This window comes from Sphingomonas sp., from assembly GCF_041661885.1.
Taxonomy (GTDB): Bacteria; Pseudomonadota; Alphaproteobacteria; order Sphingomonadales; family Sphingomonadaceae; genus Sphingomonas.
On record NZ_JBAZTL010000002.1, the window covers coordinates 465564 to 492542 of the forward strand.

The 26979-nt window shown below is 65.0% G+C and carries 20 protein-coding genes; 12 read left to right on the forward strand and 8 right to left on the reverse strand.

Annotated features, from left to right (window positions below; all coding sequences use genetic code 11):
* Positions 1-56 precede the first annotated feature (56 nt).
* Positions 57-5879: an alpha-2-macroglobulin gene (locus tag WC704_RS06275; protein ID WP_372889044.1), complete on the forward strand. Its 5823-nt coding sequence runs from the start codon at positions 57-59 to the stop codon at positions 5877-5879.
* 64 nt (positions 5880-5943) lie between these two features.
* Positions 5944-8142, forward strand: coding sequence for a penicillin-binding protein 1C (gene pbpC, locus WC704_RS06280; protein ID WP_372889045.1), 2199 nt, complete (start codon positions 5944-5946; stop codon positions 8140-8142).
* A gap of 42 nt (positions 8143-8184) precedes the next feature.
* On the opposite strand, the gene WC704_RS06285 is transcribed toward pbpC, so the two are convergent.
* Both WC704_RS06285 and WC704_RS06290 read right to left on the reverse strand, forming a co-directional pair.
* Positions 8185-8691 carry an RcnB family protein gene (locus WC704_RS06285; RefSeq protein WP_372889046.1) on the reverse strand — a complete coding sequence of 169 codons (507 nt, stop codon included), beginning with the start codon at positions 8689-8691 and terminating at the stop codon, positions 8185-8187.
* 137 nt (positions 8692-8828) lie between these two features.
* On the reverse strand, positions 8829-9329 hold the full coding sequence (locus WC704_RS06290; protein WP_372889047.1) for an outer membrane protein assembly factor BamE: 501 nt from the start codon (positions 9327-9329) through the stop codon (positions 8829-8831).
* A gap of 93 nt (positions 9330-9422) precedes the next feature.
* Between WC704_RS06290 and WC704_RS06295 the strand changes: the two genes are divergently transcribed.
* Entirely contained in the window at positions 9423-9947 is a 525-nt protein-coding gene (locus WC704_RS06295) for a ubiquinol-cytochrome C chaperone family protein (protein WP_372889115.1), read from the forward strand.
* Entirely contained in the window at positions 9944-10471 is a 528-nt protein-coding gene (locus tag WC704_RS06300) for a DUF177 domain-containing protein (RefSeq protein WP_372889048.1), read from the forward strand. Before WC704_RS06295 ends, WC704_RS06300 begins: the two co-directional genes overlap by 4 nt.
* On the opposite strand, the gene WC704_RS06305 is transcribed toward WC704_RS06300, so the two are convergent.
* Together WC704_RS06305 and WC704_RS06310 are read right to left on the reverse strand one after the other, a co-directional pair.
* The gene (locus WC704_RS06305) at positions 10468-11013 is read right to left on the reverse strand and encodes a histidine phosphatase family protein (RefSeq protein WP_372889049.1); all 546 of its coding nucleotides are present in this window, start codon (positions 11011-11013) and stop codon (positions 10468-10470) included. The genes WC704_RS06300 and WC704_RS06305 overlap by 4 nt on opposite strands.
* Before the next feature lie 11 nt (positions 11014-11024).
* Positions 11025-13733 (reverse strand): helicase C-terminal domain-containing protein, encoded by a 2709-nt coding sequence (locus tag WC704_RS06310; RefSeq protein WP_372889050.1) that lies wholly within the window; start codon positions 13731-13733, stop codon positions 11025-11027.
* 497 nt (positions 13734-14230) lie between these two features.
* Between WC704_RS06310 and WC704_RS06315 the strand changes: the two genes are divergently transcribed.
* The 3 genes from WC704_RS06315 to nhaA all read left to right on the forward strand — a co-directional run bounded on the left by WC704_RS06315 (position 14231) and on the right by nhaA (position 18606).
* On the forward strand, positions 14231-15625 hold the full coding sequence (locus tag WC704_RS06315) for an SIR2 family protein (protein WP_372889051.1): 1395 nt from the start codon (positions 14231-14233) through the stop codon (positions 15623-15625).
* Between the two features lie 198 nt (positions 15626-15823).
* A complete protein-coding gene (locus WC704_RS06320) occupies positions 15824-17401 on the forward strand; it encodes a lysine--tRNA ligase (RefSeq protein ID WP_372889052.1) in 1578 nt (525 codons plus the stop codon).
* Positions 17398-18606, forward strand: a complete 1209-nt coding sequence (gene nhaA / locus WC704_RS06325) for a Na+/H+ antiporter NhaA (RefSeq protein WP_372889053.1) — start codon at positions 17398-17400, stop codon at positions 18604-18606. The genes WC704_RS06320 and nhaA overlap by 4 nt, the downstream gene beginning before the upstream one ends.
* A gap of 63 nt (positions 18607-18669) precedes the next feature.
* Here nhaA and WC704_RS06330 read toward each other — a convergent pair whose 3' ends face one another.
* The 3 genes from WC704_RS06330 to sucC all read right to left on the reverse strand — a co-directional run bounded on the left by WC704_RS06330 (position 18670) and on the right by sucC (position 21746).
* Entirely contained in the window at positions 18670-19599 is a 930-nt protein-coding gene (locus WC704_RS06330) for an electron transfer flavoprotein subunit alpha/FixB family protein (RefSeq protein ID WP_372889054.1), read from the reverse strand.
* Positions 19596-20345, reverse strand: a complete 750-nt coding sequence (locus tag WC704_RS06335; RefSeq protein ID WP_372889055.1) for an electron transfer flavoprotein subunit beta/FixA family protein — start codon at positions 20343-20345, stop codon at positions 19596-19598. The genes WC704_RS06330 and WC704_RS06335 overlap by 4 nt, the downstream gene beginning before the upstream one ends.
* Positions 20346-20546: 201 nt before the next feature.
* Positions 20547-21746 (reverse strand): ADP-forming succinate--CoA ligase subunit beta, encoded by a 1200-nt coding sequence (gene sucC, locus WC704_RS06340; protein WP_372889056.1) that lies wholly within the window; start codon positions 21744-21746, stop codon positions 20547-20549.
* A gap of 121 nt (positions 21747-21867) precedes the next feature.
* On the opposite strand from sucC, the gene WC704_RS06345 reads away from it, so the two are divergent.
* Entirely contained in the window at positions 21868-22386 is a 519-nt protein-coding gene (locus WC704_RS06345; RefSeq protein WP_372889057.1) for a sterol desaturase family protein, read from the forward strand.
* A 30-nt stretch (positions 22387-22416) separates the two neighbouring features.
* On the opposite strand, the gene WC704_RS06350 is transcribed toward WC704_RS06345, so the two are convergent.
* Positions 22417-23352, reverse strand: a complete 936-nt coding sequence (locus WC704_RS06350) for a ribose-phosphate pyrophosphokinase (protein ID WP_372889058.1) — start codon at positions 23350-23352, stop codon at positions 22417-22419.
* 136 nt (positions 23353-23488) lie between these two features.
* On the opposite strand from WC704_RS06350, the gene WC704_RS06355 reads away from it, so the two are divergent.
* From WC704_RS06355 to ribD, 4 genes are all read left to right on the forward strand, one after another.
* Positions 23489-24817 (forward strand): glutamate--tRNA ligase, encoded by a 1329-nt coding sequence (locus tag WC704_RS06355; RefSeq protein ID WP_372889059.1) that lies wholly within the window; start codon positions 23489-23491, stop codon positions 24815-24817.
* A gap of 85 nt (positions 24818-24902) precedes the next feature.
* Positions 24903-25574, forward strand: coding sequence for a TonB family protein (locus tag WC704_RS06360; RefSeq protein WP_372889060.1), 672 nt, complete (start codon positions 24903-24905; stop codon positions 25572-25574).
* A gap of 62 nt (positions 25575-25636) precedes the next feature.
* Positions 25637-25987, forward strand: a complete 351-nt coding sequence (locus tag WC704_RS06365) for a hypothetical protein (protein ID WP_372889061.1) — start codon at positions 25637-25639, stop codon at positions 25985-25987.
* A 2-nt stretch (positions 25988-25989) separates the two neighbouring features.
* On the forward strand, positions 25990-26976 hold the full coding sequence (gene ribD / locus WC704_RS06370) for a bifunctional diaminohydroxyphosphoribosylaminopyrimidine deaminase/5-amino-6-(5-phosphoribosylamino)uracil reductase RibD (RefSeq protein ID WP_372889062.1): 987 nt from the start codon (positions 25990-25992) through the stop codon (positions 26974-26976).
* The last annotated feature ends 3 nt before the right edge of the window (positions 26977-26979 follow it).

Consider the following 26979-nt stretch of genomic DNA (forward strand, 5'->3'; position numbering starts at 1 on the left):
TGTACGAGCACGCCTTATCGCATTATACCCCGCCCCTGGGTCTTGGGGAGGATTTGATGAAACGCGCGTTCCGAGTCGCATTGCTCGCTTTGGCGCTTGCCCCGGTCACTGCTTTTGGCGATTCGAGCCCGCAGGTCATTCTGGCGACGCCCGGCATTGGTGACGGTGCGATCGAACGCTTCACCGCGCGCTTCAGCCAGCCGATCGTGCCCCTCGGCGACCCACGCGCGGCCTCGCCCTTCGACGTTAGCTGCGCGGTCGGCGGTCAGGGGCGGTGGGTTGATCCGCAGACCTTCGTCTATGATTTTGCAAACGGCCTGCCCGGCGGCACCGTCTGCAAGTTCAAACTGCGCTCGGGCCTGAAGAGCGTGTCGGGTTATGCCGTCACGGGGCAACAGGAATTTTCGGTCGACGCCGGCGGCCCGGTCGCGCGCGCTGTCCTGCCCAGCCAATACGATAGTGAGATTGAGGAAGATCAGGTTTTCCTCGTCGCCGCCAATTTGCCCGCCACGCCCGCCTCGGTCGCGGCCAACGCCTATTGCGCGGTCAAGGGCATTGGCGAGAAGATTCCGGTCGAAGTGCTCGCACCCGATGTGCCCGGAAAATTGCTCGGCGAAATGGGCACCGAGAATTGGACCGTGCGCAACTTCCTGGAAAGCGCCGGGCTCCCCGCCGCGATCCCCGCCGCTGCCGATCGCGCCAAGGCTTATGCCGGGGTGACCGCACTGAAGTGCCGCCGTCCGCTGCCGCCGGGCACCGACATGGCGTTGGTATGGGGTGCGAATATCGCCGGGGCCAGCGGCAAGACCGCAGGTGCCGACCAGCGCTTCGATTACACCGTGCGCAAACCCTTTACCGCGCGCTTCGAATGCGGTCGTGTCAACGCGCAAGCCGGGTGCAATCCGGTCGAGAAAGCGTGGGTGCGCTTCTCCGCGCCCGTCGCGACCGATCTCGCCAAACAAATCCGCATCCAGACCGCCGACGGCAAATTGCTGACCCCGACGCTGTTCGATGATGCCTCCGAAGACACCGAACATGGCGATGCCAAGAGCAAGGCGACCGTCTCGTCGGTCGGTTTCAAAAGCCCGTTGCCCGAATCGCAAGCCGCCAAGCTGTTGTTGCCAGCGGGCGTGAAGGACGAAAGCGGTCGCGCGCTCGCCAATGCCGAGCGCTTCCCGCTGGACGTGCGCTTCGATGCCGCGCCGCCGCTGGTGAAATTCGCGGCGCCCTTTGGCATCTTGGAATCGAAGCAAGGCGGTGTGCTGCCGGTGACGGTGCGCAATGTCGAACCAGCCCTTCAGGGCACCAACCTCAGCATCGCCGGGCAGGCGCTGCGCATCGACGGGTCCGACGGCAAGATCGCCGAATGGCTGCGCACCGTTTCCCATGCCGATGACACCGCCAGCCATGAGGAAACACGCGGCAAGGACAAGGTCCGCATCAACGACACCGGCGCGACCTCGATCCTCGGCAAGCAGGGCGCGTCACTGAAGATCGGCCTGCCCGGCAAGGGCAAGGATTTCGAAGTCGTCGGAATGCCGCTCGGCGGCGGCAAGCCCGGTTTCTATGTCGTCGAACTGGCCAGCCCCGTGCTCGGCCAGGCGCTGCTCGGGCGCAAGGCCCCGCGCTACGTCGCCGCCGCCGCGCTCGTCACCAATATGAGCGTCCACTTCAAATGGGGCCGCGCGAAAAGCCTCGCCTGGGTGACCGCGCTCGACACCGGCCAGCCCGTCGCCGGGGCCGAAGTGCGCGTGAGCGATAGCTGCACCGGCGAAGTGCTCGCGCGCGGGGTGACCGACAAGAGCGGCGGCGTCTATGCCCCGCCGGGCCTGCCCGAGCCCGAAACCTGGGGCAGTTGCGAAGACACCAGCAGCCACCCGCTAATGGTCTCAGCCCGCGCCGCCGACGATTTCAGCTTCACGCTGACGGCCTGGGGCGAAGGCATCCGCCCGTATGATTTCGACTTGCCCTATGGCTATCAGGCGCGCGGCGAAATGCTGCACACCGTGTTCGACCGGATGCTCGTCCGCCAGGGCGAGACGATCCACATGAAGCACATCCTGCGCACGTCGGTTGCCGATGGCTTCGGCATGGCCCCGGCAGTGTCCGGCACGCTCCGCTTGCAGCATCGCGGGTCCGACACGCAGTTCGATTTGCCGCTGACGATCGACGCCAATGGCATTGGCGAGAATGAATGGACCGCCCCCACCGGCGCGCCGATGGGCGATTACGACCTGTCGGTGATCGTCGATGGTCGCACGATCGAGACCTCGCAATCGTTCAAGGTCGACGAATATAAATTGCCGACGATGCGCGCGAGCGTCACCGGCCCCAAGGACGCCGCGGTCCGCCCGACCAATCTGCTGCTCGATCTGTTCGTCGGCTATCTGTCGGGCGGCGGCGCGTCGAACCTGCCGGTTGACATGCGCATCGGCTATTTCGCGCATGACACCAAGCCCGACGGCTATGAAAGCTACAGCTTCGGCGGCAAGGCGATCACCGAGGGCACCAAGCCGCTCAACGGCGATGGCGAAGAGGAGCAGACCGCGCTCCCGCCAACGCAGACGCTGCCGACCACGCTCGGCGGGGACGGGACCGGCAAACAGACCGTCGCCGTGCCGCAGACGCTCGACGGCGTCACCGACATGCTGGTCGAAATGGATTATCAGGACGCCAATGGCGAGGTGCTGACCGCATCCAAACGCATCCCGATCTTCCCGAGCACGGTGCAACTGGGCGTGAAGACCGATGGCTGGCTGATGAAGCAGGACGATTTGCGGCTGCGCTTCGTCGCGCTCGACACGAATGGCAAGCCGATCGCCAACCAGGCGATTTCGGTCGCGCTCTACAGCCGCCAGATCCTCACCGCCAGGCGGCGGCTGATCGGCGGCTTCTATGCCTATGACAACCGCATGAAGACGACCAAGCTCTCGCAAAGCTGCACCGCGACGACCGATGCGCAGGGGCTGGCGAGGTGCAAGATCGCGCCGGGCATTTCGGGCGAAGTCTATGCCGTCGCCACGACCAAGGACGCGAACGGCAACGAAGCGCGCGCCACGCAAAGCGTGTGGCTGGCGGGCAATGACGATTGGTGGTTCGGCGGCGACAATGGCGACCGCATGGACGTGGTGCCCGAACAACAGGCCTATAAAGCGGGCGACACTGCACGCTTCCAGGTGCGGATGCCCTTCCGCAAGGCGACCGCGCTGGTCACGGTCGAGCGCGAAGGGGTGCTGTCGAGCTTCGTCACAGAGCTCAGCGGCACCGATCCGGTGGTCGAGGTCAAGATGCCGGGCAGCTATGCGCCCGACGTGTTCGTCTCGGTCATGGTCGTGCGTGGCCGCACCGAAAGCGGCTTTTGGACATGGCTGCACGGCATCGCCCAGTCGGTCGGGCTGGCGAACAGCCCGCCCGAGGGACAGGAGCCGACCGCTTTGGTCGATCTCGCCAAGCCGAGTTATCGCCTGGGCATCGCCAAGGTGAAGGTCGGCTGGGAAGCGCATCAGTTGCAGGTCGCGGTCAAGGCCGATCGCGCGCGCTATGCCGTGCGCGACGTGGCGCAAGTCGATGTCGCGGTGAAGACGCCCGATGGCAAGCCCGCGCGCACCGCCGATGTCGCCTTCGCGGCGGTCGATGAGGCGCTGCTGCAACTCGCTCCCAATGATAGCTGGGACGTGCTGACCGCGCTGATGGGCGAACGCCCGTTGTCGGTGCTAACCTCGACCGCGCAAACGCAGGTCGTCGGCAAACGCCACTATGGCAAGAAAGCGGTCGAGGCCGGTGGCGGCGGTGGCGGCGATTCTTCGGGGCTCAACCGCGAGAATTTCCAGCCGGTGATTCTGTGGAAGGGCCGCGTCGCGCTCGACGAGAACGGCCATGCCCGCATTCCGGTGACGCTCAGCGACGCGCTGTCGTCGTTCAAGCTGGTCGCGATCGCTACCGATGGCGCGCAACTCTACGGCACGGGGATGACCAGCGTGCGCACCGCGCAGGATCTGTCGATCTATGCCGGCATTCCCCCGGTCGTGCGTACCGGCGATTTCTATGCGTCGAGCTTCACGCTGCGCAACGGATCGGACAAGCCGATGACGGTGACGGCAACGGTCGACCTGACCCCCGCCATCGCGCAGGGCAAGCCGTTGACGGTCACGATCCCGGCGGGCGGCGCGGTGCCGGTCGCGTGGAATCTCACTGCGCCCGCCACTATCGACCGCTTGCGCTGGCATGTCAGCGCCAAGGCGTCGAACGGCAAGGCGGTCGACCAGATCACCACCGATCAGGCGGTGGTGCCGCTCTATCCGGTCGAAGTGTGGGCGGGCACGCTGGCGCGCATCGGTGCCGATACGACCATCCCGATTCTGCCGCCTGCGGGCGCGATCGCGGGGCGCGGAACCGTCGATATCCGGCTCGACGATACGCTGGCGCCGCCGCTCGCCGGGGTGCGCGAATTCATGGCGCGCTATCCCTATGATTGCTTCGAACAGCGTCTGTCGCGTGCGGTCGCGCTCGGCGATGCCGGGCTGTGGCAATCGCTGGCGGGCGATCTTCCGGCCTATCAGGCCGACGACGGCCTGCTGCGCTATTGGCCTTCGGGCAGCCTGACCGGCTCCGAAGCGCTGACCGCTTATGTGCTGGCGATGACCTCCGACGCAGGATTGCCGATCCCGGCGGGCCCGCGCGCGAAGATGATCGAGGGGCTGAAGGCCGTGCTCGACGGGCGCTTGCGGCATGAGGATTATGGCGATGTGCGCTGGCAGCGCGTCTATGCCTTCAACGCGCTCGCCCGCGCCGGGGCCGCGACCCCGGCGATGCTCGGCCAATTGAGCATGACGCCAAAGGAAATGCCGACCGCGTTGCTCGCCGATTATCTGGTGTCGCTCGATCATCTCCAGGGCCTCGCCAACGGGGCTGCACTGAAGAGCGCCGCCGAGGCGGTGTTGCGCACGCGGCTGGTTTATGAAGGCACGCGGCTCGACTTGTCCGACAGCAGCAACCAGCCGTGGTGGCTGATGTCGTCGGGCGACGAAGCGTCGATCAAGACGGTGATCGCCACGCTCGGCCGTCCGGGCTGGCAGGACGAAGCCGCCAAGATGATGGTCGGCGTGGCGCTGCGCCAGTCGCACGGACGGTGGGACACCACCACCGCCAATGCCTGGGGCACGATCGCGGCGCGTAAATTCGGCGCGCTCTATCCCGCCAGCGCGATCATCGGCACGACCACATTGGGGTTGGGCACGCAGACGATCAGCAAGAACTGGCCGCTCGCCGCCACCGCGCGCACCGCAAGCTTTGCGCTGCCGACAACGCAGACCCCGCTGAAACTCGCGCAATCGGTTGGGGCCGGGCCGTGGGCGACGGTCTCAGTATCGGCAGCGGTGCCGCTGACCAAGCCGCTATTCGCAGGCTATGAGATGCAACGCCGGGTCGAGGTTGTGCAAGCGCGCACCAAGGGCGTTCTCACGCGCGGCGACGTGGTCAGGGTGACGATCACGGTCAAGGCCAGCGCCGAGCGCAACTGGGTGGTGATCAACGATCCGATCCCGGCGGGCGCGACGATCATCGGCGATCTGGGCGGGCAATCGCAAATCCTTGCAGGGCAAGCGCAAGCCGGGCCGGGCACCAAGTTCGAGGCGCGCGATGCCAATGGCAAGCTGTGGGACATTCAGGTCGGCGTTGTGCCCGCCTATGTCGAGCGGCGGAACGATAGCTGGCGGGCTTATTATGGCTGGGTTCCGCGCGGGGCGTTCAGCGCGTCGTACATGCTGCGGCTAAACGGAGCCGGGCGCTTCAACCTGCCGCCGAGCCGGATCGAGGCGATGTATTCGCCCGCGATCCGCGCACAACTGCCGCTCGAGACGATGACGGTCGTGCAGCGATAAGCGTCTTACTCCCCCCTTTCTCACCTTCCCCGGCGCAGGCCGGGGCCCAGTCGCGGGCCGTTGAATGATTGAGCATGGTGCTCTCTTGCAGAAACTGTCGCGACTGGGCCCCGGCCTGCGCCGGGGAAGCGAAAAGGTTTGGGCTGTCCTCCAGACGCGTACAGGCGCGAGCATCGCGGGGCTGACGCTGCTTCTCCTAGCCTTCATTACACTTGATTATGCTACCCTGCCCCCGCCGCTCCCCGGTTACGCCCAGGTCCGCGGCGCATGGCACCCGTCCGAAGCGTGGCTCTATGACCGAAACGGCGTGCTGATCGACAGCGCGCGCGTCGATTTCAAGGCGCGCCGCCTCGCCTGGACCCCGCTCGACCATGTCGGCCCGGTGGCGCGCACGACGATCGTTGGTGTCGAGGACCGCCGCTTCTTCTCACATAGCGGCGTCGACTGGCTCGCGCTCGCGGGGGTCGCGCGTGACAAGGCCAAGGGCGAACGGGCACGCGGGGCGAGTACGCTGTCGATGCAGGTCGCCGGTTTCCTTGCGCCCGATCTTGCTGCCCCCGGCCAGCGCCGCCTATGGGACAAAATCCGCCAGATGCGCGCCGCCTGGGCGCTCGAATCACGCTGGTCCAAGGAGCAGATCCTCGAAGCCTATCTCAACCTGGCCGGGTTTCGCGGCGAGGCGCAGGGCATTGGTGCAGCCGCGCTCGGACTGTTCGGCAAGACCCCCGATGCGCTTGCGCGCGATGATGCGCTGCTGCTGGCGGCGCTGCTGCCCGATCCGCAAGCCGATGCTGGAACCGTCGCACGCCGCGCCTGCGCCGTGTCGCACGAGCAGGACTGTGGGCGCTTTGCCGGGGAAGCGGCCTCGATGCTCGGGCCCGCGCGCAGTCTCGCGCTCGATCCGGGGCTCGCGCCGCATCTGTCGGACCGTTTGCTGACCAAGCCCGGGCTCAAGGTCACCACCACGCTCGACCGCCGCATCCAGACGCTCGCCATCGTCGCGTTGAAGCGGCAGTTGCAGGGCCTTGGCGGCGCGCGCGCGCGCGACGGCGCAGTAGTGGTGATCGACAATGCCAGCGGCGACGTGTTGGCCTATGTCGGCGGCATCGGTGGGGCTTCGACCGCGCCCGCCGTCGATGGCGCGAACAGCTATCGCCAGGCGGGATCGACGCTGAAACCGTTCCTCTACGCCCAGGCGATCGAAAAGGGCTATCTGACGCCCGCCTCGATCCTAGATGATTCGCCGGTGCAACTCGATACGGCGTCGGGCCTGTACGTGCCGCAGAATTACGATCGCGGCTTTAAGGGGCCGGTGTCGGCGCGTTCGGCGCTGGCAGGGTCGCTCAACGTGCCCGCAGTGCGCACCTTGCTGCTCGTCGGGGTCGAGCCGTTTCGCGACCGGCTATGGGATACGGGCTATCGCGGGCTGGTCGAGGATGGCGAGTATTACGGCTATTCGCTCGCCTTGGGCTCGGCCGAAGTCACCTTGCTCGAACAGGCGGACGCTTACCGCAGCCTCGCGCAAGGCGGGCGCTGGTCACCGCTGCGACTGACCCTCGATGCGCCCCGCACCGCCCCCCGCGCGGTCACCACCCGCCAAGCGGCGTGGATCGTTGCCGACATGATGGCCGACGCCAATGCCCGCGCGGTCACTTTCGGGCTCGATTCGGCGCTGCATCTGCCCTTCTGGGCGGCGGTGAAGACGGGGACGAGCAAGGCGCTGCGCGACAATTGGTGCATCGGCTTCACCCAGAAATACACGGTTGCCGTGTGGGTCGGCAATTTGGAGGGCGATTCGATGCGCGCGGTGTCGGGCGTCAGCGGCGCGGCACCGGTGTGGCGCGACATCATGCTGTCGCTCAATGCCGAGGAACGCGGCGCACCGCCGCCGCGCCCGGCGGGCGTCGAAGCACGCGCAATCACTTTCGCGCGCGCGATCGAGCAGCCGCGCACCGAATATTTCCTGGCCGGCACCGGGCAAAGCCACATCGCCTTCGCGCCCGACGAATCGCGCCGCCCGCGCATCACCAACCCCGTTTCCGGCAGCGTCTATGCGATCGATCCCGACATTCCGCACGACCGGCAACGCCTCGCGGTCGATGTGTCGGGGGCGGTCACCGCGCATCGCTTGTGGCTCGACAAGACCGACATTGGAGCGGCGGATTCGCAGCCCGAGATCATCGCCGGGCCGGGCACGCACCGCCTGCGCCTCACCGATGTCGGCGGGCGCGTCGTCGATCAGGTGATATTTACGATTCGCTGAAGACACCGGTCGCTCCGAGGGGAGCGACCGATGCGACGGGGTTTAGCGGTAGAAGCCGTGGATCACGTCGACGACGTAACCACGCCGCGTATCGACCAGGATCACGTCGTCATAATGCCGGATCCACTGCTGGCCATAAGCCGGACGACGCAAGTGATAGCGCCACGGATCGACAATGATGTAGCGCGGGCCATAATAGGGCGCGGCGATGCGCAAGCCAGGACGGAACGCGGTGTAGCGGAACGGAGCCTCCCAGCGCCCACGCCCATACCAATTGGGGTTGCGATCGCGCCAGCCGCGCCAGTCATCCCGGCCCCAGGCACGATCGCGGTCGCGAACGTCCTCGCGGAAATCGCGGCGGGCGTCATGCAACTCGCGCCGTTCTTCATGGATCGCGCGGGGATCGCCGCTGCGATACGCCGCGTTCAAATCGCGCTGTTCACGGCGAATGTCCCGCCGATCATGGCGCAGGTCTTCGTTTGACTGGGCGCTGGCTGCAACAGGAACCAGGGTCGCAGCAAGCAGCGCGGTGACAATGAGTTTACGCATCATATCCTCCATTACTGGTCGACCGGATTGGCATTGGCCGAGCCATGACGGGGAATGTGGCAATGTCGGGCTGAACGCTGCGCGAACGGCGCTGTCAGGAGTCTGTCAGGGTTGTATCAAAACCGTAACGCCTCGCATTATGGCGTGTCGCGACCGCCACCGGTATTGTTGTTGCCGCCGCCCTGTCCGCCACCGATGGCGCCAACCGTGCCGATATTGCCGAACAGTTCGTCGAAGAAGCTACGCTTCTTGCCCAAGGTCGGCGTGGTCTTGCCCGATGGGCTGATCGAGGCGACTTGCTCCGCCCCCGACCGCCGCACCGCCGATACGACACCGCGTGAATCGAAGCTGATCCGCAGCGTCACCTGATCGTGTACGTGCGGATTGTTATAGGCAAAATTACGGACCTCGCGTGAAATGTAATACCAGTCGCCCTGGTTGAACTCGCTGGTGAAGGTCGGCTTGCCAAGCACGGCGAGCACCGACTGGCGCGTATCCGTCCCCGCTTGGACCGAATTTACCAGATCCGAATCGATGACATAGCCCTGATGCCCCTTCAGCGGAACGCAGGCGCTGGCCCCGAACAGACTGGTGGCGAGGGCAGCGGCCGTCATCAGGCGGACGGACTTGGGGCTCATCGACACTCTCCACAGGCACGCAAAGGTCCAGGACGCATTGCATCGCGGACAGGGAGCCTCAATATGCCGGGAAACGCGGCCAAACAAGGGCGCATGGGGAACAAGGTTTTGGGCTGGCTTACCAGATTGCTGGGCGGGGAGCGCGATACGGTCGCGTTGCGGCTGTACAATGGCGTGATCGAACGCGCGCGTGCGCCGCATTGGTATGAAGCGGGCGGCGTGCCCGATTCGCTCGACGGGCGCTTCGATATGGTGGTGGCGGTGCTGGCGCTGGTGCTGTTGCGGTTGGAAGGCGACGCCGAATCGGCCGCCGTCAGCGCGCGCCTGACCGAGCGCTTCGTGACCGACATGGACGGACAGTTGCGCGAAAGCGGCATTGGCGACATCGGGGTCGGCAAGCATATCGGCAAGATGATGAGTATGCTTGGCGGGCGGCTGGGCGCGTATCGCGACGGGTTGATGGCAGGCGATCTAACGGCGGCGCTGCTGCGCAATCTTTATCGCGGGATTGACCCTGCTCCGACTGCGCTGATCCATTCGCAAGCGGCACTGATCGCCTTTCGCGACGCGCTCGCCGCCACCCCCGCCGCTGTGTTGATCGCCGGAGACCTGCCATGACTGCCCCCAAATTTTCGCGACTGGAGCGAATCGATACGATCGGCGAGGGTGCCCGCAGCGTCTCGATCACCGCCGATGCCGCCGAGCGTAGCGCGCTGGCGGCGCGGTTTGGCCTGCTCGCGGTCGATCGGCTGGAGGCGACTTTCCGCGTGCAGCGCGATGCGGCGGGCGTCGTGGCGCGCGGCGAAGTGCGCGCAGCGGTGGTGCAAGCCTGCTCGGTGACCGAGGAGCCCTTGCCCGTCACCGTCAGCGAAGACGTCGCCTTGCGCTTCGTCACCGAGCAGGAAGCCGCCGCCGAGGAGGAGATCGAGCTCGACCTCGATGCGCTCGACACGATGCCTTATGACGGCGCGGCAATCGATCTCGGCGAGGCCGCCGCAGAAACGATGGCACTGGCGCTCGATCCGTTTCCACGCGGGCCCAATGCGGCGGCGGCCCTGCGCGCGGCGGGGGTCATCAGCGAGGAAGACGCCAAACCGGCGGGGGCACTTGCCGGTTTAAAGAGTCTGTTGGCGAAGGATTAATCCTCAGGCCCCAGCGCCGGGTCGAGATCGCGCGGACGCACGAAGCGCACCAACCGCGCACCGCCTGCGGCCAGATCCGCCCAGCCCCCCTCGAACTGAAGTTCGGCAAGGGTCGCAGTCGGGTATTTGGCCTCGAGCGCGACGCGCGCAGGCTCATCCGATTCGGGCGCGAGCAGCATCGCCAGATCCTCAAGGCCGGGATTGTGCCCCACCAGCAGGACCCGCGCGGTGTCTTCGGAAAATTCGTGGACGATATCCAGCAGCGTGACCGCCGAAGCGAGGTAGATTCGCCGATCCCATTCCGGCGCAAGCGTGCGGCCATACCCCGTTTCGACGTGCGCGAGCGTCTCCACCACACGAAGCGCGGGTGAGGCGATGATATGATCGAACACCGCGCCACCGCTGCGCAAATAACCGCCCATCAGCGCGGCGGCGCGTTTGCCCCGCGCGTTGAGCGCGCGGTCGTAATCGCGGAGCGCGGGATCGTCCCACCCCGATTTGGCGTGGCGGAGCAACGTCAGCGTCTTGGTGCCGGCGGTCATGCGGATCTCCGTCAGGCGGTTTCGTGCGCGTCATGCCCCGTTTGCGTCAGCGAGGGAAGCGCCGACGCGCGCGCCACCGCTTCATCCAGCGTAACGCGCGTAATCGTCACGCCGGGCGGGAACGCCGTCAGCAAGCGTGATGGCATTGCAGCGGAGAGCAAAACGAACACGCCGTGATCGTCGGCGCGGCGAATCAAGCGCCCGAACGCCTGCGCCAGCCGCGCCCGCACGATGCGATCGTCATAGCCGCTGCCGCCGCCCGCCAGACGCCGCGCGGCGTGCAGCACGGTTGGCTTGGGCCACGGCACACCCTCCATCACCACCAGCCGCAAGGAGCGGCCTGGCACATCGACGCCATCGCGCAGCGCATCGGTGCCGAGCAAGGAGGCCGCCGGATCATCCCGGAAAATATCGACCAACGTGCCGGTATCGATCGGATCGACATGCTGCGCGTAGAGCGGCAGCCCCTCACGCGCGAGCCGGTCGGCAATGCGGGCATGGACGCCGCGCAGCCGCCGGATCGCGGTAAACAGGCCAAGCATCCCGCCGCCGCTCGCCACGCCGAGCCGCGCATAGGCATTGGCGAGCGCGCCCATATCGCCGCGCTTCACATCGGTGACGATCAGCACCTCGGCCTGCGCCGCATAATCGAAGGGAGAGGCCGCCTCGAACCGGCTCGCGCCGCGCAGCAGATGCGTCGCCCCGGTGCGCGCCTCCGCCACGTCCCAGTCGCCCCCGCCGCGCAGCGTCGCCGAGGTGACGAGCACGCCATGCGCGGGTTTCAGCACGGTTTCGGCAAAGGGCCGCGTCGGATCGAGCCAATGGCGGTGCAGGCCGACATCGTAATCGCGCCCTTCGACGCGATCGACCGCCATCCAGTCGACGAAATCGGGCGAGGCCGGCCCGCCAATTCGCGCGAGCAGCGACAGCCACGCCGCCACCGTCTCGGCACGCCAGCCGAGTGAGGCCACCGCGCCTTCGATGCGCGCGCGCGCGGGACCGTCCATCCAGTCGGGTGCTTCGTCGAGCACCGCTTCCAGCCGCCGCCCGAGCGCCACCAGCGGGCGCACCAAGGCATCCAGCGCTTCCGCCGCCGGGCCCGCCGCCTCGATCAAGCCGGGGTCGGGCTCGGCCAGCTCGGTTTCCAGACCATAGCCCGCGTCACCACCCGGATCGCGCCCCGATTCGGCGCGCGCATAAGTCAGCCCGCGCACCGCCGCGAGCAGCGCCTCGATCGGACCGAACGGCGCACCTTCGCCCAGGCGCTGCAGCCAGCCATCACTCGCCAGCGCCTGCGCCGCGCTCACCGCATCGGCGATTGCGCGCGCGCCGCCTTCGTCATAACTCGCCACATCGGACAGCCGCGCCGCCAGTCCGCGTCGCCGCCCGCGCCCGCCCGATTCGGGGCCGAGCACCCAGCGCCGCAGTTCGATCGTCTCGGCACCGGTCAGCGCGGTCGAGAACATCGCGTCGGCGGCATCGAACAAATGATGCCCCTCGTCGAACACATAGCGTGTCGGGCGCGTGGTCGATTCGCGTCCCCGTGCCGCGTTGACCATCACCAGCGCATGGTTGGCGATCACGAGATCGGCATCGGCACTCGCGCGCGCGGCCTTTTCGATGAAGCATTTGCGGTAATGCGGACAGCCAGCATAAACGCATTCGCCGCGCCGATCGGTCAGCGCGGTCGCGCCGTTGCGGCGGAACAATGTCGGCAGCCAGCCGGGCAGATCCCCGCCGACCATGTCGCCATCGGCGCTATACGCCGCCCAGCGCGCGACCAGATGCGCCAGGATCGCGGCGCGCCCGGCGAATCCGCCCTGCAGCGCATCCTCGAGGTTCAACAGGCACAGATAATTCTCGCGGCCCTTGCGCGTCACCACCTTCGCCCGGCGGGTTGCCGCATCGGGGAACAGCCGCGCGCTTTCATGCCCCAATTGCCGCTGCAGCGCCTTGGTGAAGGTCGATACCCACACCGCACCATCGGCCTTCTCCGCCCAGAGCGAAGCCGGCGCGAGATAGCCAAGCGTCTTGCCGATGCCGGTGCCGGCTTCGGCGAGCACTATATTGGGCATCCCCGCCGCCATGCGCGGCCCAAACGCCTCGCGCGCCGCCTGTGCATAGGCACGCTGGCCGGGCCGCTGCTCGGCGGTGCTGCCGGTCAAGCGGGCGAGCCGCGCCTGCGTTTCGTCCGCTTCCAGCGTGACCGTGCGCGGCTGCGCGCGCGGCGCGCCCTCCGACCAATCGCCGAGCTTGGTGAACAGCCAGCGCTCGGCCGTCTCGGGCTTTTTCAGGCGCTGGGTCAGCACCGGTGCCCAGGTCCAGCGGAGACGAAACAGCGACTGCGCCGCAGTCCACGCGCCCTCGCGTTCGGGCCACTCGCCCTCGATCATGCCGAGCAACGCCGCTGCGGCTGCGCGCAGGAAAGTGGCGACTTCGGCATCGGCGGCGGGCGGCGTCAGCCCGGTCACCCGCGCAAGCCCGCGCGGCGTCGGTACCATGAAGCGCGCCGGGCACAGAAAGGCGAACAGTTCGAGCAAATCGAGCCCCGACAGATCGGTATAGCCCAGCCGCTGCCCGACCAAGGCGGCATTGAGCAGGATCACCGGCGTATCGGCGGCAATCCGGATCGCCTCCCCCCGCCCGATCGGCCGCGTGCCGCTCTCATCCGCGATCCAGATGCCGCTGTGGCTGGCGTGGAGGGCGGGATACGGGAGCATGGGATGGAGATAGCGGGTTGGAACGAAATGGCAACGGGCGGGGGGTGCGGGGGCGTGGCGTAAAGTCAGAAAGGTTAGGCGATCGGGGGTAATGCGGCGGGCGTGGCGCGAGTGGATTTGGGGCCGTCGGCACGCGGTGCGTAGGTTGGGTGGGGCGCGGAAGGTTAGGCTAAGGTTAGGCGAAATGCGTTTTGCAAACACCGCCGTTGCGCGAGCGGTCGTGGGAGGGAGGCTCGCCGAAAACGAGCGCGGTTAACGGTTTGAAAGAGCGGGATTTCACCAGAGCATCGCATAAATGCGACGTGTAGGACAGGGCGGAGTGCCGATGGCTGGCGGTGACAGGCCGCTCCAACCGGACCTTCGTTCAAATATGAGAAACGGCGCTTACGTGGGCCACTTTGATCGCGTGATGAAATGCCTGCGGAGAGCGGTGTAGATTGAGGCTCATTGCTTAGTGCGTTCTTCTGGTTATCGTGCGGTCAACGAGGAATATTTTTATGGCGCAAGATCTTTCTGCTGGGTCCGACGCAACGAGCCGGTACGCCCGATACGTTGAGGAAGTCGCTGAGGATATCGGCGAGACGATCCAGCAATATGGCGTTCAGCCCATCCTCTTTATCGGCTCTGGCCTGTCTAAGCGGTACTTTGGTGCTCCTAGTTGGGACGAGCTTCTGGAGCATCTGGCCGAAAAGTGCTCGATGATCGACAAGGGCATAGGCTTTTACAAACAATCCCTGGGAGACTCTATTCACATCGGAGAAGAGTTCGCTAACCTTTACCAACAGTGGGCTTGGTCGACAGGGCACAACGAATTTCCCGAGGAAATGTTCAACGATCCTAAGGTAGGCAAAAATGACTACGTCAAATTCAAGGTAGCAGAATACATAAAAAGTTTAACGCCGCCAAATTCCGAAGCTTTTTTGACGTCACCTTTGGCAGGTGAAATCCAAGCGCTCCAAAAGATCAAACCTCACGCGATCATAACGACAAATTACGATCAGATGCTGGAGGTTCTATTTCCCGACCTGACACCCATTATTGGCCAACAGGCTATCAAGGGACAATCGGTATCCATCGGTGAGGTCTTCAAGATACACGGCTGCGTGACGCGACCATCAGAGATCGTCTTGACCGCTTCGGACTACGAACAGTTTACCAAGAAAAAGAAGTTCTTAAGTGCCAAGCTACTAACGTTTTTTAACGAGCACCCGCTGATTTTTATCGGATACAGCGCTAGCGATCCCAACATCCGGGCTATCCTGTCCGACATTGACGAAGCTCTTCCTGAGCGGGGCGGTGTCATCCCGAACGTCTACATTCTGGAGTGGGATCCGAACCTCACCGACACCTCCTATCCCGCTCACGACAAGATGATCCAGACGGAGGAAGATAGGACGGTTCGGGTGAAGCTAATTACGGCGAGCGACTTCTCTTGGGTGTTCGATGCTTTCGCCGCCAACCCCGTTCTGAACAACGTGAACCCGCGAGTCCTCCGGTCTCTACTCGCACGCTCCTACGAACTGGTCCGGCACGATATCCCGCGTATGCAAATGGAAGCAAACTTTCAGGTTCTCACTGAGAAGGTCGCATCCTCCGAAGCGTTCGCTAGCCTATTCGGTATCGCGACAATCAGCGACTATTCAGCCGCTTCGGCCCACTACAAATACACCGCCACGCAACTGGCAAAGAAGCTAGGCGGCACGACATGGCATGTCGCAAACAAGTTAATCGAGAAACTGGAAGCGTCATCTGGGAAGAACATTAAAGCATCCGACAACATTTATCATCGCTCGGAACAGATGAACACGAACAGCTATCACAAATATTCCCAAGAGGCATTTGACCTACTTGAAGCGGTGCGAGACAATAAGCCATACGATATTAAGATATGACGAATACCGGTCTGCCGCGCCTCCTGAATGAGCGACCATCTACGCCTTTTGCTGCCCAGAAACGGAAAAGCTGCTTTACAATCAAAATATGACATTCTCGCAGGCCACCTGCCCTCCCGCGTCTTGAGCATCCGCATAACGATCACCGAGCACTGCCCACCCCGTGACGAACCGCCCCCACCGCGCTAGACGCTGCGCATGACCACCGATTTCCGCACCGCCGCCCTCGATTCCAAAGCCTGGCCGTATGAAGAGGCGCGCAAGCTGCTCAAGCGCTATCCGGAGGGGAAACCGGCCAAGGACGGACAGCCCGCGCCGATCATCTTCGAGACCGGCTATGGCCCGTCGGGTCTGCCGCATATCGGCACCTTCAACGAAGTGCTGCGCACGACGATGGTGCGCCACGCTTTCCAGACGCTGTCCGATGCGCCGACGCGGCTGATCGAGTTCAGCGACGATATGGACGGGTTGCGCAAGGTCCCCGACAATGTCCCCAACCAGGCGATGCTTGCGACGCATCTCGGCAAGCCGCTCAGCCGTATTCCCGATCCGTTCGAGAAGTTCGAGAGCTTCGCCGCCCACAACAACGCCATGCTCCGCGATTTTCTCGATCGCTTCGGCTTCGAGTATGAATTCATCTCGTCGGCCTCGCAATATGAAGCCGGCGTGTTCGACGATGCGCTGAAGGGCGTGCTGCGCAACTATGCCGCGATCATGGGCGTGATGCTGCCGACGCTGCGCAAGGAACGCGCCGCGACCTATTCGCCGATCCTGCCGATCAGCCCCAAGACGGGAATCGTGCTGCAAGTCCCGGTCGAGGTCGTCAATGTCGAGCAGGGCACGATCCGCTTCACCGACAGCGACGGCGAGGTGCTCGTCCAATCGGTGCTCGGCGGGCAGGCCAAGCTGCAGTGGAAGGTCGATTGGGCGATGCGCTGGGTCGCATTGGGCGTCGATTATGAGATGTACGGCAAGGACCTGATCGACAGCGGCGTGCAGTCGGGCAAGATCGCGCGCGTGCTCGGCGGGCGCCCGCCCGAGGGGCTGATCTACGAGATGTTCCTCGACGAAAAGGGCGAGAAGATCTCCAAGTCCAAGGGCAATGGCCTGACGCTGGAGCAATGGCTGGAATATGGCACGCAGGAGAGCCTGGCCTTCTTCGCTTATCGCGAGCCCAAAAAAGCCAAGCAGCTCCACATCGGCGTCATCCCGCGCGCGGTGGACGAGTATTTCCAGTTCCGCGGCAGCTATGCCGCGCAGCCGGTCGAACAGAAGCTCGGCAATCCGGTGCATCATATCCATGAAGGCGACGTGCCGGACACCAACCCGCCGGTCACCTTCGGCCTGTTGCTCAATCTGGTCGGCGTGCTGGGTGCGGGCGGGACGGCGGAACAGGTCCACGGCTATCTCAGCAATTATGTCGAAGGGGCCATCACGCCCGAACTCAACGCGCTGATCGGTCATGCACTCGCCTATAACCGCGATTATGTCGCGCCGACGCTCCAGCGCCGCAAGCCCGAGGGGATCGAGATTGCCGCACTCGAACGGCTTGACCGCGAACTCGCCGCCGCGCCCGCTGATGCCTCGGCGGTCGATTTGCAGAACATCGTCTATGCGATCGGCAATGAAGGCGGGTTTGAGCCGCTGCGCGCCTGGTTCGGGGCGCTCTACGAAACGCTGCTCGGCTCCACGCAGGGCCCGCGCATGGGGAGCTTCATCGCGCTGTACGGCATCGACAATACCCGCAAGCTAATCGCCGAAGCGCTCGTCTTGTGAGCCGATCGCCGCTCCGCCGCGCGCGCTCGGCCCTGCGTGCGTTTCTCGCGCAGGAGGCGGCGGGTGGGATGGTGTTGATGGCGGCGGCGGCGTTCGCGCTGATCTTCGCCAATTCCGGACTGGCCTCCGCTTATTTCGCCTTCTTGCACCACGAGACGGGGCCGGTACTGGCGCGCGCGATCGGTCCAATGACGGTGCATCTGTGGATCAACGACGGCTTGATGGCGGTGTTCTTCCTGCTGGTTGGCCTCGAGATCAAACGCGAGCTGGTCGATGGGCAATTGGCCAGTCCCGCGCGACGGCGCTTGCCGATTATCGCGGCGGGCGCGGGGATGGCGATACCGGCGTTGGTCTTTCTCGCCATTACCGGCGGCGCGCCTGCATTGAGTCCAGGCTGGGCGATTCCGGCGGCAACCGACATCGCCTTTGCCATCGGCGTGCTGGCGTTGCTCGGCAAGCGCGTCAGCCCCGCGCTGAAACTCTTCCTCACCACCGTGGCGATCGTCGATGATTGTGGCGCGGTGGCGATCATTGCGCTGGTCTATAGCCACGGCATCGACTGGATCGCGCTAGCGGGCGCGGTGGGCACGATCCTGATCCTGTTCACGCTCAACCGGCGCGGCGTAGTCGCTTTGTGGCCTTATCTGCTCGGCTTTGTGTGCCTGTGGTGGCTGGTGCTGCTGTCGGGCGTCCACGCAACCGTCGCGGGCGTGATTGCCGCCGCGTTGATCCCGGTTACGATCTCGCGCGGCGCGCCCGATGCCGCGCATTCACCGCTCCACCGGCTCGAACATGCACTCTCGCCCTGGGTCGCGTTCGGCATCGTGCCGCTGTTCGCCTTTGCCAATGCCGGGGTATCGCTGCTCGGTGTATCGGCGGCGACACTGGGCGATCCATTGGTGCTGGGCATTGCCGGCGGCCTGTTCCTTGGCAAACAGGCCGGGATCGTCGGGGGCGTGGCGCTCGCCGAGCGTCTGGGGATCGCCAAACGCCCCAAGGGGATGCGCTGGATGCAGCTTTACGGGGTCGGTCTGCTGGCGGGCATTGGCTTCACGATGAGCCTGTTCATCGGCGGCCTCGCTTTTCCGGGCGACGCGCAATTGCAGGATTCGGTCAAGATCGGCGTGCTCGGTGGATCGATCCTGTCGGCAATCGCGGGCTATATCGTGCTGCGCTATATCGCGCCGCGTACGAACGGCGCTTGATCGCCCAAAACGAAACGGGCGCCCCGTTTGGAGCGCCCGTCCCATGTCGCCTCAATCGGTCAATCAGAGCTTTTCGGTCAGCTCCGGCACGATCTTGAACAGATCGCCGACGAGGCCGAGATCGGCGACCTGGAAGATCGGCGCGTCTTCGTCCTTGTTGATGGCGATGATGGTCTTGCTGTCCTTCATCCCCGCCAGATGCTGGATCGCGCCCGAAATGCCGACTGCGACATAGACTTCGGGCGCGACGATCTTGCCGGTCTGGCCGACCTGATAGTCGTTTGGCGCATAACCCGCATCGACCGCCGCGCGGCTGGCGCCGACGCCCGCGCCGAGCTTGTCAGCAAGCGGATCGATCACGGCATGGAACTGCTCGCTCGACCCGAGTGCGCGCCCGCCCGAAACGATGATCTTGGCCGAGGTGAGCTCGGGCCGCTCCGACTTGGCGATTTCCGAACCGACATAGCTCGACACGCCGGCATCGCCGGTCGAGGCAACGGCTTCGATCGTGCCCGCGCCGCCTTCGGTCGCCGCCTTTTCAAAAGCGGTGCCGCGCACCGAGATGACCTTCTTGGCGTCGCGCGTCTGCACCGTGGCGATGGCGTTGCCGGCATAGATCGGGCGCGTGAAGGTATCCTCGCTCTCGACCGAGAGGATGTCCGAAATCTGCATCACGTCGAGCAAGGCGGCGACGCGCGGCGCGATGTTCTTGCCGTTGGTGGTCGCGGGCACGAGGAACGCGTCATGCGTTTCCATCAGCTTGGCGACGAGCGGCGCGACGTTTTCGGCGAGCGCATGGGCATAAGCCGCGTCGTCTGCGACATGCACCATGCCGACGCCCGCGATCTTCGCGGCAGCCTCGGCCACCGCGCCGACGCCCTGGCCGGCGACGAGCAGATGCACTTCCCCCAGCTTGGCAGCAGCGGTGACGGTGGAGAGGGTGGCGTCCTTTACGGATGCACCATCATGTTCAACCCAAACGAGCGTCTTCACTTCGCGACTCCCATTGCCTTGAGCTTGGCTACCAATTCATCGACATCGGCAACCTTGATTCCCGCCGAGCGCTTGGGCGGCTCGACCACCTTGAGCGTGGTCAGGCGCGGTGACACATCGACGCCGTAATCCGCCGGGGTCTTCTGCGCGAGCGGCTTGGACTTGGCCTTCATGATGTTGGGCAGCGAGGCATAACGCGGCTCGTTAAGACGCAGGTCGACCGTGATGATCGCGGGCAACGGCAGCGATTCGGTCTCCGCACCGCCATCGACTTCGCGCGTCACCATGACGGTGCCCGGCGACAGTTCGACCTTGGACGCAAAGGTCGCCTGGCCGCGACCGAGCAACCCAGCCAGCATTTGCCCGGTCTGGTTGTTGTCATCATCGATCGCCTGCTTGCCGAGGATGACGAGGTCGGGCTGTTCCTCCTCGACGATCTTGGCGAGCAATTTGGCGACGCCGAGCGGCTCGACCTTGTCTTCGGACACGATCAGGATCGCGCGGTCGGCACCCATCGCCAGCGCGGTGCGCAGCGTTTCCTGCGCCTTCTGCTCGCCGATCGACACGACGACGATCTCGGTGACGCCCGCTTTTTCCTTCAAGCGGATCGCCTCTTCGACGGCGATTTCGTCAAAGGGGTTCATGCTCATCTTGACGTTGGCGAGGTCGACCCCCGTCCCGTCCGCCTTCACGCGGGGCTTCACATTGTAATCAAGCACGCGCTTGACCGGGACCAGCACTTTCATCGGGATTCCTTCCAGGGCAGTTTCTTGCTCGGCAGCATCGGCTGTTCAAATGGCGGTTTCACGCGCTTTTCGCAAGTCCGGTATGCCATTCGCGCGTGCCGTAGCGGCATCCGGCGCGACTCGACCACGCCCTGAACGCGAAAGGGCCCGGCGTTTCCGTCCGGGCCCTTCGTTTAGCGTGCGTAGGACGGGTTAGCCCGTTCAGGCCGCGGCCTTGACCTCGGCGACGATCTTCTTGGCGGCATCGCCCAGATCGTTGGCAGGGACGATCGCCAGGCCGGAATTGGCCAGGATGTCCTTGCCCAACTGAACGTTGGTGCCTTCGAGACGAACGACCAGCGGCACCGAAAGGTTCACTTCCTTGGCTGCCGCGACGATGCCCTCGGCGATGATGTCGCAGCGCATGATGCCGCCGAAGATGTTGACCAGGATGCCCTTCACGTTCGGATCGCTGAGGATGATCTTGAACGCCGCCGTCACCTTCTCCTTATTGGCGCCACCGCCAACGTCGAGGAAGTTGGCGGGGAACATGCCGTTCAGCTTGATGATGTCCATCGTCGCCATCGCGAGGCCCGCACCGTTGACCATGCAACCAATGTCGCCGTCGAGCTTGATATAGGCCAGGTCGTACTTGGAGGCTTCGAGCTCGGCCGGATCTTCCTCGGTCTCGTCGCGCAGTTCGAGCAGATCCTTGTGGCGGAACAGCGCATTGCCGTCGAAGCCGACCTTGGCGTCGAGCACGACGAGCTTGTTGTCCTCGGTAACCGCGAGCGGGTTGATCTCGATCTGCTCGGCATCGGTGCCGAGGAACGCATCATACAGCTTCGACGCGACGCTCGCCGCCTGCTTGGCGAGATCGCCCTTCAGTTCGAGCGCGGCAGCCACGGCGCGGCCATGATGCGGCTGGAAACCGGTCGCGCAATCGATGTCGATCGCGTGGATCTTTTCAGGCGTCTCATGTGCGACGGTTTCGATGTCCATGCCGCCTTCGGTCGAGGCGACCATCGACACGCGGCCAGTTGCGCGGTTGACGAGCAGTGCCAGGTAGAATTCCTTGGCGATGTCGACACCGTCGGTGATGTACAGGCGGTTGACCTGCTTGCCATGCTCACCGGTCTGCACGGTCACGAGCGTGTTGCCGAGCATGTCGGTCGCTGCCGCGCGCACATCGTCGAGCGTCTTGGCGAGGCGGACACCGCCCTTTGCATCAGGCCCGAGTTCCTTGAACTTGCCCTTGCCGCGGCCACCGGCGTGGATCTGCGCCTTGACGACGTAAAGCGGCCCGGGAAGCTTGGCGGCGGCGGCGACGGCCTCTTCGACGGTCAGCGCAGCAAAGCCTGCGGGCACCGGCACGCCGAATTTCGCGAGGACTTCTTTGGCCTGATATTCATGGATGTTCATGGGCTGCGTGCCTTTCGAAAATCGGGGATAGAGTGGCCTTAAGCACAGCCGAACTCGCGAATCCACCCCGTAGGCGTCGGCATCGCTCGCCATCCTTGCCCCTGCAGGCTATATCGGCGCCATGTCCTGGATCACCGGCCCGCTGCTGTTTGTCGCCACCGTCGCCGGAATGGAAGGCTTTGCTTACGGCGCGCACCGCTGGCTGATGCACGGCCCCGGCTGGTTCCTGCATGAAAGCCACCACCGCCCGCGCACCGGCAATTGGGAACTGAACGACCTGTATTTCGTGATCTTCGCTGCCCCCTCGATCACGCTATTGCTCGGCGGCGTGCAATGGGGCTGGGGCGCGTGGGCGATCTGGGTTGGTGCCGGGATTGCGGCTTATGGCGCGATCTATCTCGGCTTTCACGATGTGATCGTGCACAAGCGCTTCAACCACCGCTATCTGCCCAAATCGGCCTATATGAAGCGCATCATCCAGGCGCACCGGCTGCACCATGTGGTGGAAACCAGGCAAGGCAATGTCAGTTTCGGCTTCTTGGTGACGCCGCGCCCGGAAGTTCTGAAGGCCGACCTCAAACGGCGCGGCTATGCCGGGGTCCGCGCCCCGGTCGGCGAGGAAGCGCGCGCTTCCGATTGAACCGCGCGCGTCGGCGTTACGCGCCGCCCCTCAGTCGAACAGCGACGACACCGAGCTTTCATCGGCGATGCGGCGGATCGCTTCGGCGAGCAGCGGTGCGATCGTCAGATGGCGGATCTTCTTAGCCGAAGCGACAATGTCATGGCTGCCGAGCGAATCGGTGATGACGAGTTCCTCAAGCGCCGAGCTTTCGACGCGCGCCACAGCACCACCCGACAGCACGCCGTGCGTGATATAGGCAGCGACGCCCTCGGCCCCCGCTTGCTTGAGCGCAGCGGCGGCGTTGCACAGCGTGCCGCCCGAATCGACGATATCGTCGATCAGGATGCAGAAACGGCCTTCGACGTCACCGATGATGTTCATCACCTCGGATTCGCCCGCGCGCTCGCGCCGCTTGTCGACGATGGCGAGTGGGGCGTTGTCGAGTCGCTTGGCCAGCGCGCGCGCGCGCACCACACCGCCAACGTCGGGCGAAACCACCATCAGGTTGCGCTTGCCATAGCGCGTCAGAATGTCGGCGGACATCACTGGGGCTGCGAACAGATTGTCGGTCGGGATGTCGAAGAACCCCTGAATCTGCCCGGCGTGGAGATCGACCGAGAGCACGCGGTCGGCGCCCGCAACGGTGATGAGATTGGCGACGAGCTTGGCCGAAATCGGCGTGCGCGGCCCCGGCTTGCGGTCCTGCCGGGCATAGCCGAAATAGGGGATGACGGCGGTGATGCGCTTGGCCGAGGCGCGTTTCAGCGCGTCGATGCAAATCAACAACTCCATCAGATTGTCGTTCGCCGGATAGCCGGTCGATTGCAGCACGAACACATCCTCGCCGCGCACATTCTCGCGGATCTCGACGAAGATTTCTTCATCGGCGAAACGGCGCACCAACGCGTCGGTCAACGGCAGTTCGAGATAGGCCGCGATATCGCGCGCGAGAGGCAAGTTCGAATTGCCGGTCATCAATTTCATGGCGTTCGAAACTCCCTTTGGTCCCCGTGCCCCGCATCGGGCTGCGCGCCGTGCTGACAAAGCGTCCTTTAGGCGTGGGTTTTGCGCGCGGTAAAGGGGCATTGCCGCGCGAAGGCGTGCTGCCTAGAGCAAATCCATGACCATTCGCACCCGTTTCGCCCCCTCGCCCACCGGCATGTTGCATGTCGGCAATATCCGCACCGCGCTCCACAACTGGTTGTGGGCGCAAGCGCAGGGCGGGGAATTCTGGCTGCGCATCGACGATACCGATGCCGAACGGAGCGCGGAACGCTTTGTCGACGCGATCCGCGCCGATCTCGGCTGGCTTGGCCTCACCCCGCACGGCGAGGAACGCCAGTCGGCGCGGTTCGCGCTGTACGAGGCGCGCTTTGCCGCGTTGCGCGCGGCGGGGCGGGTCTATCCCGCTTATGAAACCGCGCAGGAACTCGATCTCAAGCGCAAGATCGCCGCTGGGCGCGGCCTGCCACCGATCTATGATCGCGCCGCGCTGGCTTTGTCGGACGCCGACCACGCCAGACTGGAAGCCGACGGCATCGCCCCGCATTGGCGCTTCAAGCTCGATCATGACACGCCGATCCTCTGGGACGATTTGATTCGCGGCCCCCAGAAATTCGATGCGGCGACGATGAGCGATCCGGTGATCCGCCGCGCCGATGGATCGTGGCTGTATATGCTGCCCTCGGCGATCGACGATGCCGAGATGGGCATCACCCATGTCGTGCGCGGCGAGGACCATGTCTCCAACACCGCGCTGCAATTGCAAATGTTCGAGGCGATGGGTGTCGCGCCGCCTGCCTTCGCGCATGAAGCGTTGCTGGTCGGCTCCGAAGGCAAATTGTCGAAGCGGCTCGGCTCGCTTGGCGTCGAGCATTTCCGCGAAGCCGGGATCGAGCCCGCCGCCGTGCGCGCGCTGCTGGCGCGGATCGGGACGAGCTTGCCGGTCGAGCCTTTGGTCGACACCGCTGCCTTGGTCGAAAGCTTCGATTTCGCCAAATTCGGGCGCGCGCCCGCGCGCTTCGACGAAGCGGAACTGGCCGCGCTCAATGCCAAGATCGTCCACCAGCTCGATTTCGCCAGCGTGGCTGAACGGCTGCCCGCAGGGATGGGTGCGCCAGAATGGGAGGCGGTGCGGCCAAACCTCTCGACCGTTGCCGAGGCAGCGGACTGGTGGGGCGTGATCGAAGGCCCGATCGATGCGGTGCGCGACCCCGCCGATGCCGATTTCCTCGCCGCCGCCGCGCGCCATGTGGCCACGATGCCGTGGGACGCCGATCCGTGGCACGCGCTGACCGCCGCTTTGAAAGCCGAGACCGGACGCGGCGGCAAGGCGCTGTTCCTGCCGCTGCGCCGCGCACTGACCGGGCGCGACCACGGCCCGGACATGAAGGCGCTGCTGCCGTTGATCGGACGCGATCGTGCGGCAGCGCGACTTTCTACGATTTGATATAATGTCTCTTGTGCCGCAAATGTTATGATGTAACATTCTCTCTGCCCGGCGCGCGGTCGGGCACCGCAGAGGGAGAGCAACGATGTACGCAGATCGTTATTCCAGCCGCCAGGGCCTCGATCCCGGGGGCGTCGGTTTCGCGCTCGGCGTGGGCGGCGTGCTCTTATTCGGGCTTTCGTTGACCGCACCCAACATCCTCACCCGTCTGGTCGATCCACCGCTGACGACCACCAACATCCCCATCCCGAGCGATCCTCCACCGCCCGAAAAGACCCAGCCCGAGCGGCATCTAAAAGATCCAACCCGCGCGAACCCACCCCCGGAAACCGTCGACAGTTCCAAACAGCAATCCGCGACCAGCGCCGGGACCGCCGCTTTTCCGGTCGAGTTTCCGCCCAAGATCGAAGTCGCCGTGGGCACGGGTTCGGACGAGATCGGTACTGTCACACCACCGCATGTCCCCGCGATCGTCGGCCCACAGCTCGACTCGCGCTATGCCAACCTGTTCCAGCCCAATTACCCGAGCGACGAACGCCTCGCCGGTCGAACGGGCCGAGTCGTCGTGCGCGTGCTGATCGGCACCGACGGGCGCGTGAAAGACGTGCAGCAGGTCAGCGCCGCCAGCACCGCCTTTTTCGAGGCGACACGCAAACAGGCGCTGACCAAATGGCGCTTCATGCCGGGTACGCGCGACGGCGTGCCAGTCGAGGCATGGCGAACGATGGCGGTGCGCTTCGAGCTCGATGGCGAATAACAAACCGTGGTGCGGCGCGGTGGGGGTGGCATCGGTGCCCCGCCGCGCCTATCTGCTCTTTCATGAATTTCCTGCGCCATTTCTCTCTGCTGCGTGCCTGGCGCGATCTGCGTTATTACATTGGCACCCGGCAGCGACATCAGCTTGGCTTCATGGGCGTCGCGCTGGCGCTGACCTATGTCATGGTGGTGGGCGTGATCTATGAATCGCGCATTCCGCCCAAGCCGTATCACCGCGACATCATCTATGTGCAGCAATGGCCCGCCAACCGCACCGATGCCGAAATCGTCGCGCAGCAGAAAATCGACGGCATCGAACAGACCCGGCGCGAGAATGAGCTGAAGCGGCTGCAGGCCGAGCGGCGCGCGCAGTTCAAGAAAGTAAATGACGGCCTCAAGGCTTACGGGCTCTGAGCATGATCGGCGACCATCGCTGGATGGGGGCCGCGCTGGCGCTGGGCGAGCGCGGGCGCGGGCGCACCGCTCCCAACCCGAATGTCGGCTGCGTGATCGTGTCCGAAGGCCGCGTCGTCGGGCGCGGCTGGACCCAGCCCGGCGGCCGCCCCCATGCCGAGGCGATGGCGCTGGCCGAGGCCGGCGAAAAGGCGCGCGGCGCGACGGTCTATGTCACGCTGGAACCCTGCGCGCATGTCTCGCCGCGCGGCCCCGCGTGCAGCAATGTGCTGCAACTGGCAGGCGTGGCGCGCGTGGTGGTGGCGCTGGAGGACCCCGATGTGCGGACCAACGGCGCGGGAATCGTCCGGCTGCGCGACGCCGGGATCGCGGTTGAGGTCGGCGTACGCGCCGACGAAGCCCGCAGAGCGATGGCGGGATTTCTTGCCCGCCGCCTGCTCGGACGCCCGCACGTGACGCTGAAACTCGCGCTATCGCTCGACGGGGCGATGGCGATGGGGTCGGGGCAAAGCATCTGGATCACCGGGCCGCAAGCGCGCGCGCACGCGCATCTCGAACGCGCGCGCCACGAAGCGATTTTGGTTGGACGCGGCACGTTTGAGGCGGATGCTCCGAAGCTCGACGTCCGGCTCGCGGGACTTGAATCGCGCAGCCCGCAGCGAATTTTACTGTCGCGCACCGAAACCGATGGCTGGACGCGCCTCGCCGCGCCCACCGACATCGCGACGCTCGATTCGGTCGATCATGTGCTGGTCGAGGGTGGGCCGGCCACCGCCGCCGCTTTCCTCTCCGCCGATCTGGTCGACCGGCTGTTGCTTTATCAGGCGCCGATCCTCATCGGTGGCGGACGCACGCTGCCCGACATTGGCCTCACCGACCTTGCCGACGCGCATGGCCGCTGGCGACCGATCGATTCGCGGAGCCTTGGCAGCGACCGGCTCGAGGTTTACGAGCGCGTCAGGGAGCCTGTACCGGGCGAAAGAGGATAGCGC

What these genes read in the sequence shown, in the direction of transcription:
- WC704_RS06275 (WP_372889044.1), top strand. Translation starts at nt 57, where the DNA reads ATGAAACGCGCGTTCCGAGTCGCATTGCTCGCTTTGGCGCTTGCCCCG.
- pbpC (WP_372889045.1), top strand. Translation starts at nt 5,944, where the DNA reads ATGATTGAGCATGGTGCTCTCTTGCAGAAACTGTCGCGACTGGGCCCC.
- WC704_RS06285 (WP_372889046.1), bottom strand. Translation starts at nt 8,691, where the DNA reads ATGCGTAAACTCATTGTCACCGCGCTGCTTGCTGCGACCCTGGTTCCT.
- WC704_RS06290 (WP_372889047.1), bottom strand. Translation starts at nt 9,329, where the DNA reads ATGAGCCCCAAGTCCGTCCGCCTGATGACGGCCGCTGCCCTCGCCACC.
- WC704_RS06295 (WP_372889115.1), top strand. Translation starts at nt 9,423, where the DNA reads ATGGGGAACAAGGTTTTGGGCTGGCTTACCAGATTGCTGGGCGGGGAG.
- WC704_RS06300 (WP_372889048.1), top strand. Translation starts at nt 9,944, where the DNA reads ATGACTGCCCCCAAATTTTCGCGACTGGAGCGAATCGATACGATCGGC.
- WC704_RS06305 (WP_372889049.1), bottom strand. Translation starts at nt 11,013, where the DNA reads ATGACCGCCGGCACCAAGACGCTGACGTTGCTCCGCCACGCCAAATCG.
- WC704_RS06310 (WP_372889050.1), bottom strand. Translation starts at nt 13,733, where the DNA reads ATGCTCCCGTATCCCGCCCTCCACGCCAGCCACAGCGGCATCTGGATC.
- WC704_RS06315 (WP_372889051.1), top strand. Translation starts at nt 14,231, where the DNA reads ATGGCGCAAGATCTTTCTGCTGGGTCCGACGCAACGAGCCGGTACGCC.
- WC704_RS06320 (WP_372889052.1), top strand. Translation starts at nt 15,824, where the DNA reads ATGACCACCGATTTCCGCACCGCCGCCCTCGATTCCAAAGCCTGGCCG.
- WC704_RS06335 (WP_372889055.1), bottom strand. Translation starts at nt 20,345, where the DNA reads ATGAAAGTGCTGGTCCCGGTCAAGCGCGTGCTTGATTACAATGTGAAG.
- sucC (WP_372889056.1), bottom strand. Translation starts at nt 21,746, where the DNA reads ATGAACATCCATGAATATCAGGCCAAAGAAGTCCTCGCGAAATTCGGC.
- WC704_RS06345 (WP_372889057.1), top strand. Translation starts at nt 21,868, where the DNA reads ATGTCCTGGATCACCGGCCCGCTGCTGTTTGTCGCCACCGTCGCCGGA.
- WC704_RS06350 (WP_372889058.1), bottom strand. Translation starts at nt 23,352, where the DNA reads ATGAAATTGATGACCGGCAATTCGAACTTGCCTCTCGCGCGCGATATC.
- WC704_RS06355 (WP_372889059.1), top strand. Translation starts at nt 23,489, where the DNA reads ATGACCATTCGCACCCGTTTCGCCCCCTCGCCCACCGGCATGTTGCAT.
- WC704_RS06360 (WP_372889060.1), top strand. Translation starts at nt 24,903, where the DNA reads ATGTACGCAGATCGTTATTCCAGCCGCCAGGGCCTCGATCCCGGGGGC.
- WC704_RS06365 (WP_372889061.1), top strand. Translation starts at nt 25,637, where the DNA reads ATGAATTTCCTGCGCCATTTCTCTCTGCTGCGTGCCTGGCGCGATCTG.
- ribD (WP_372889062.1), top strand. Translation starts at nt 25,990, where the DNA reads ATGATCGGCGACCATCGCTGGATGGGGGCCGCGCTGGCGCTGGGCGAG.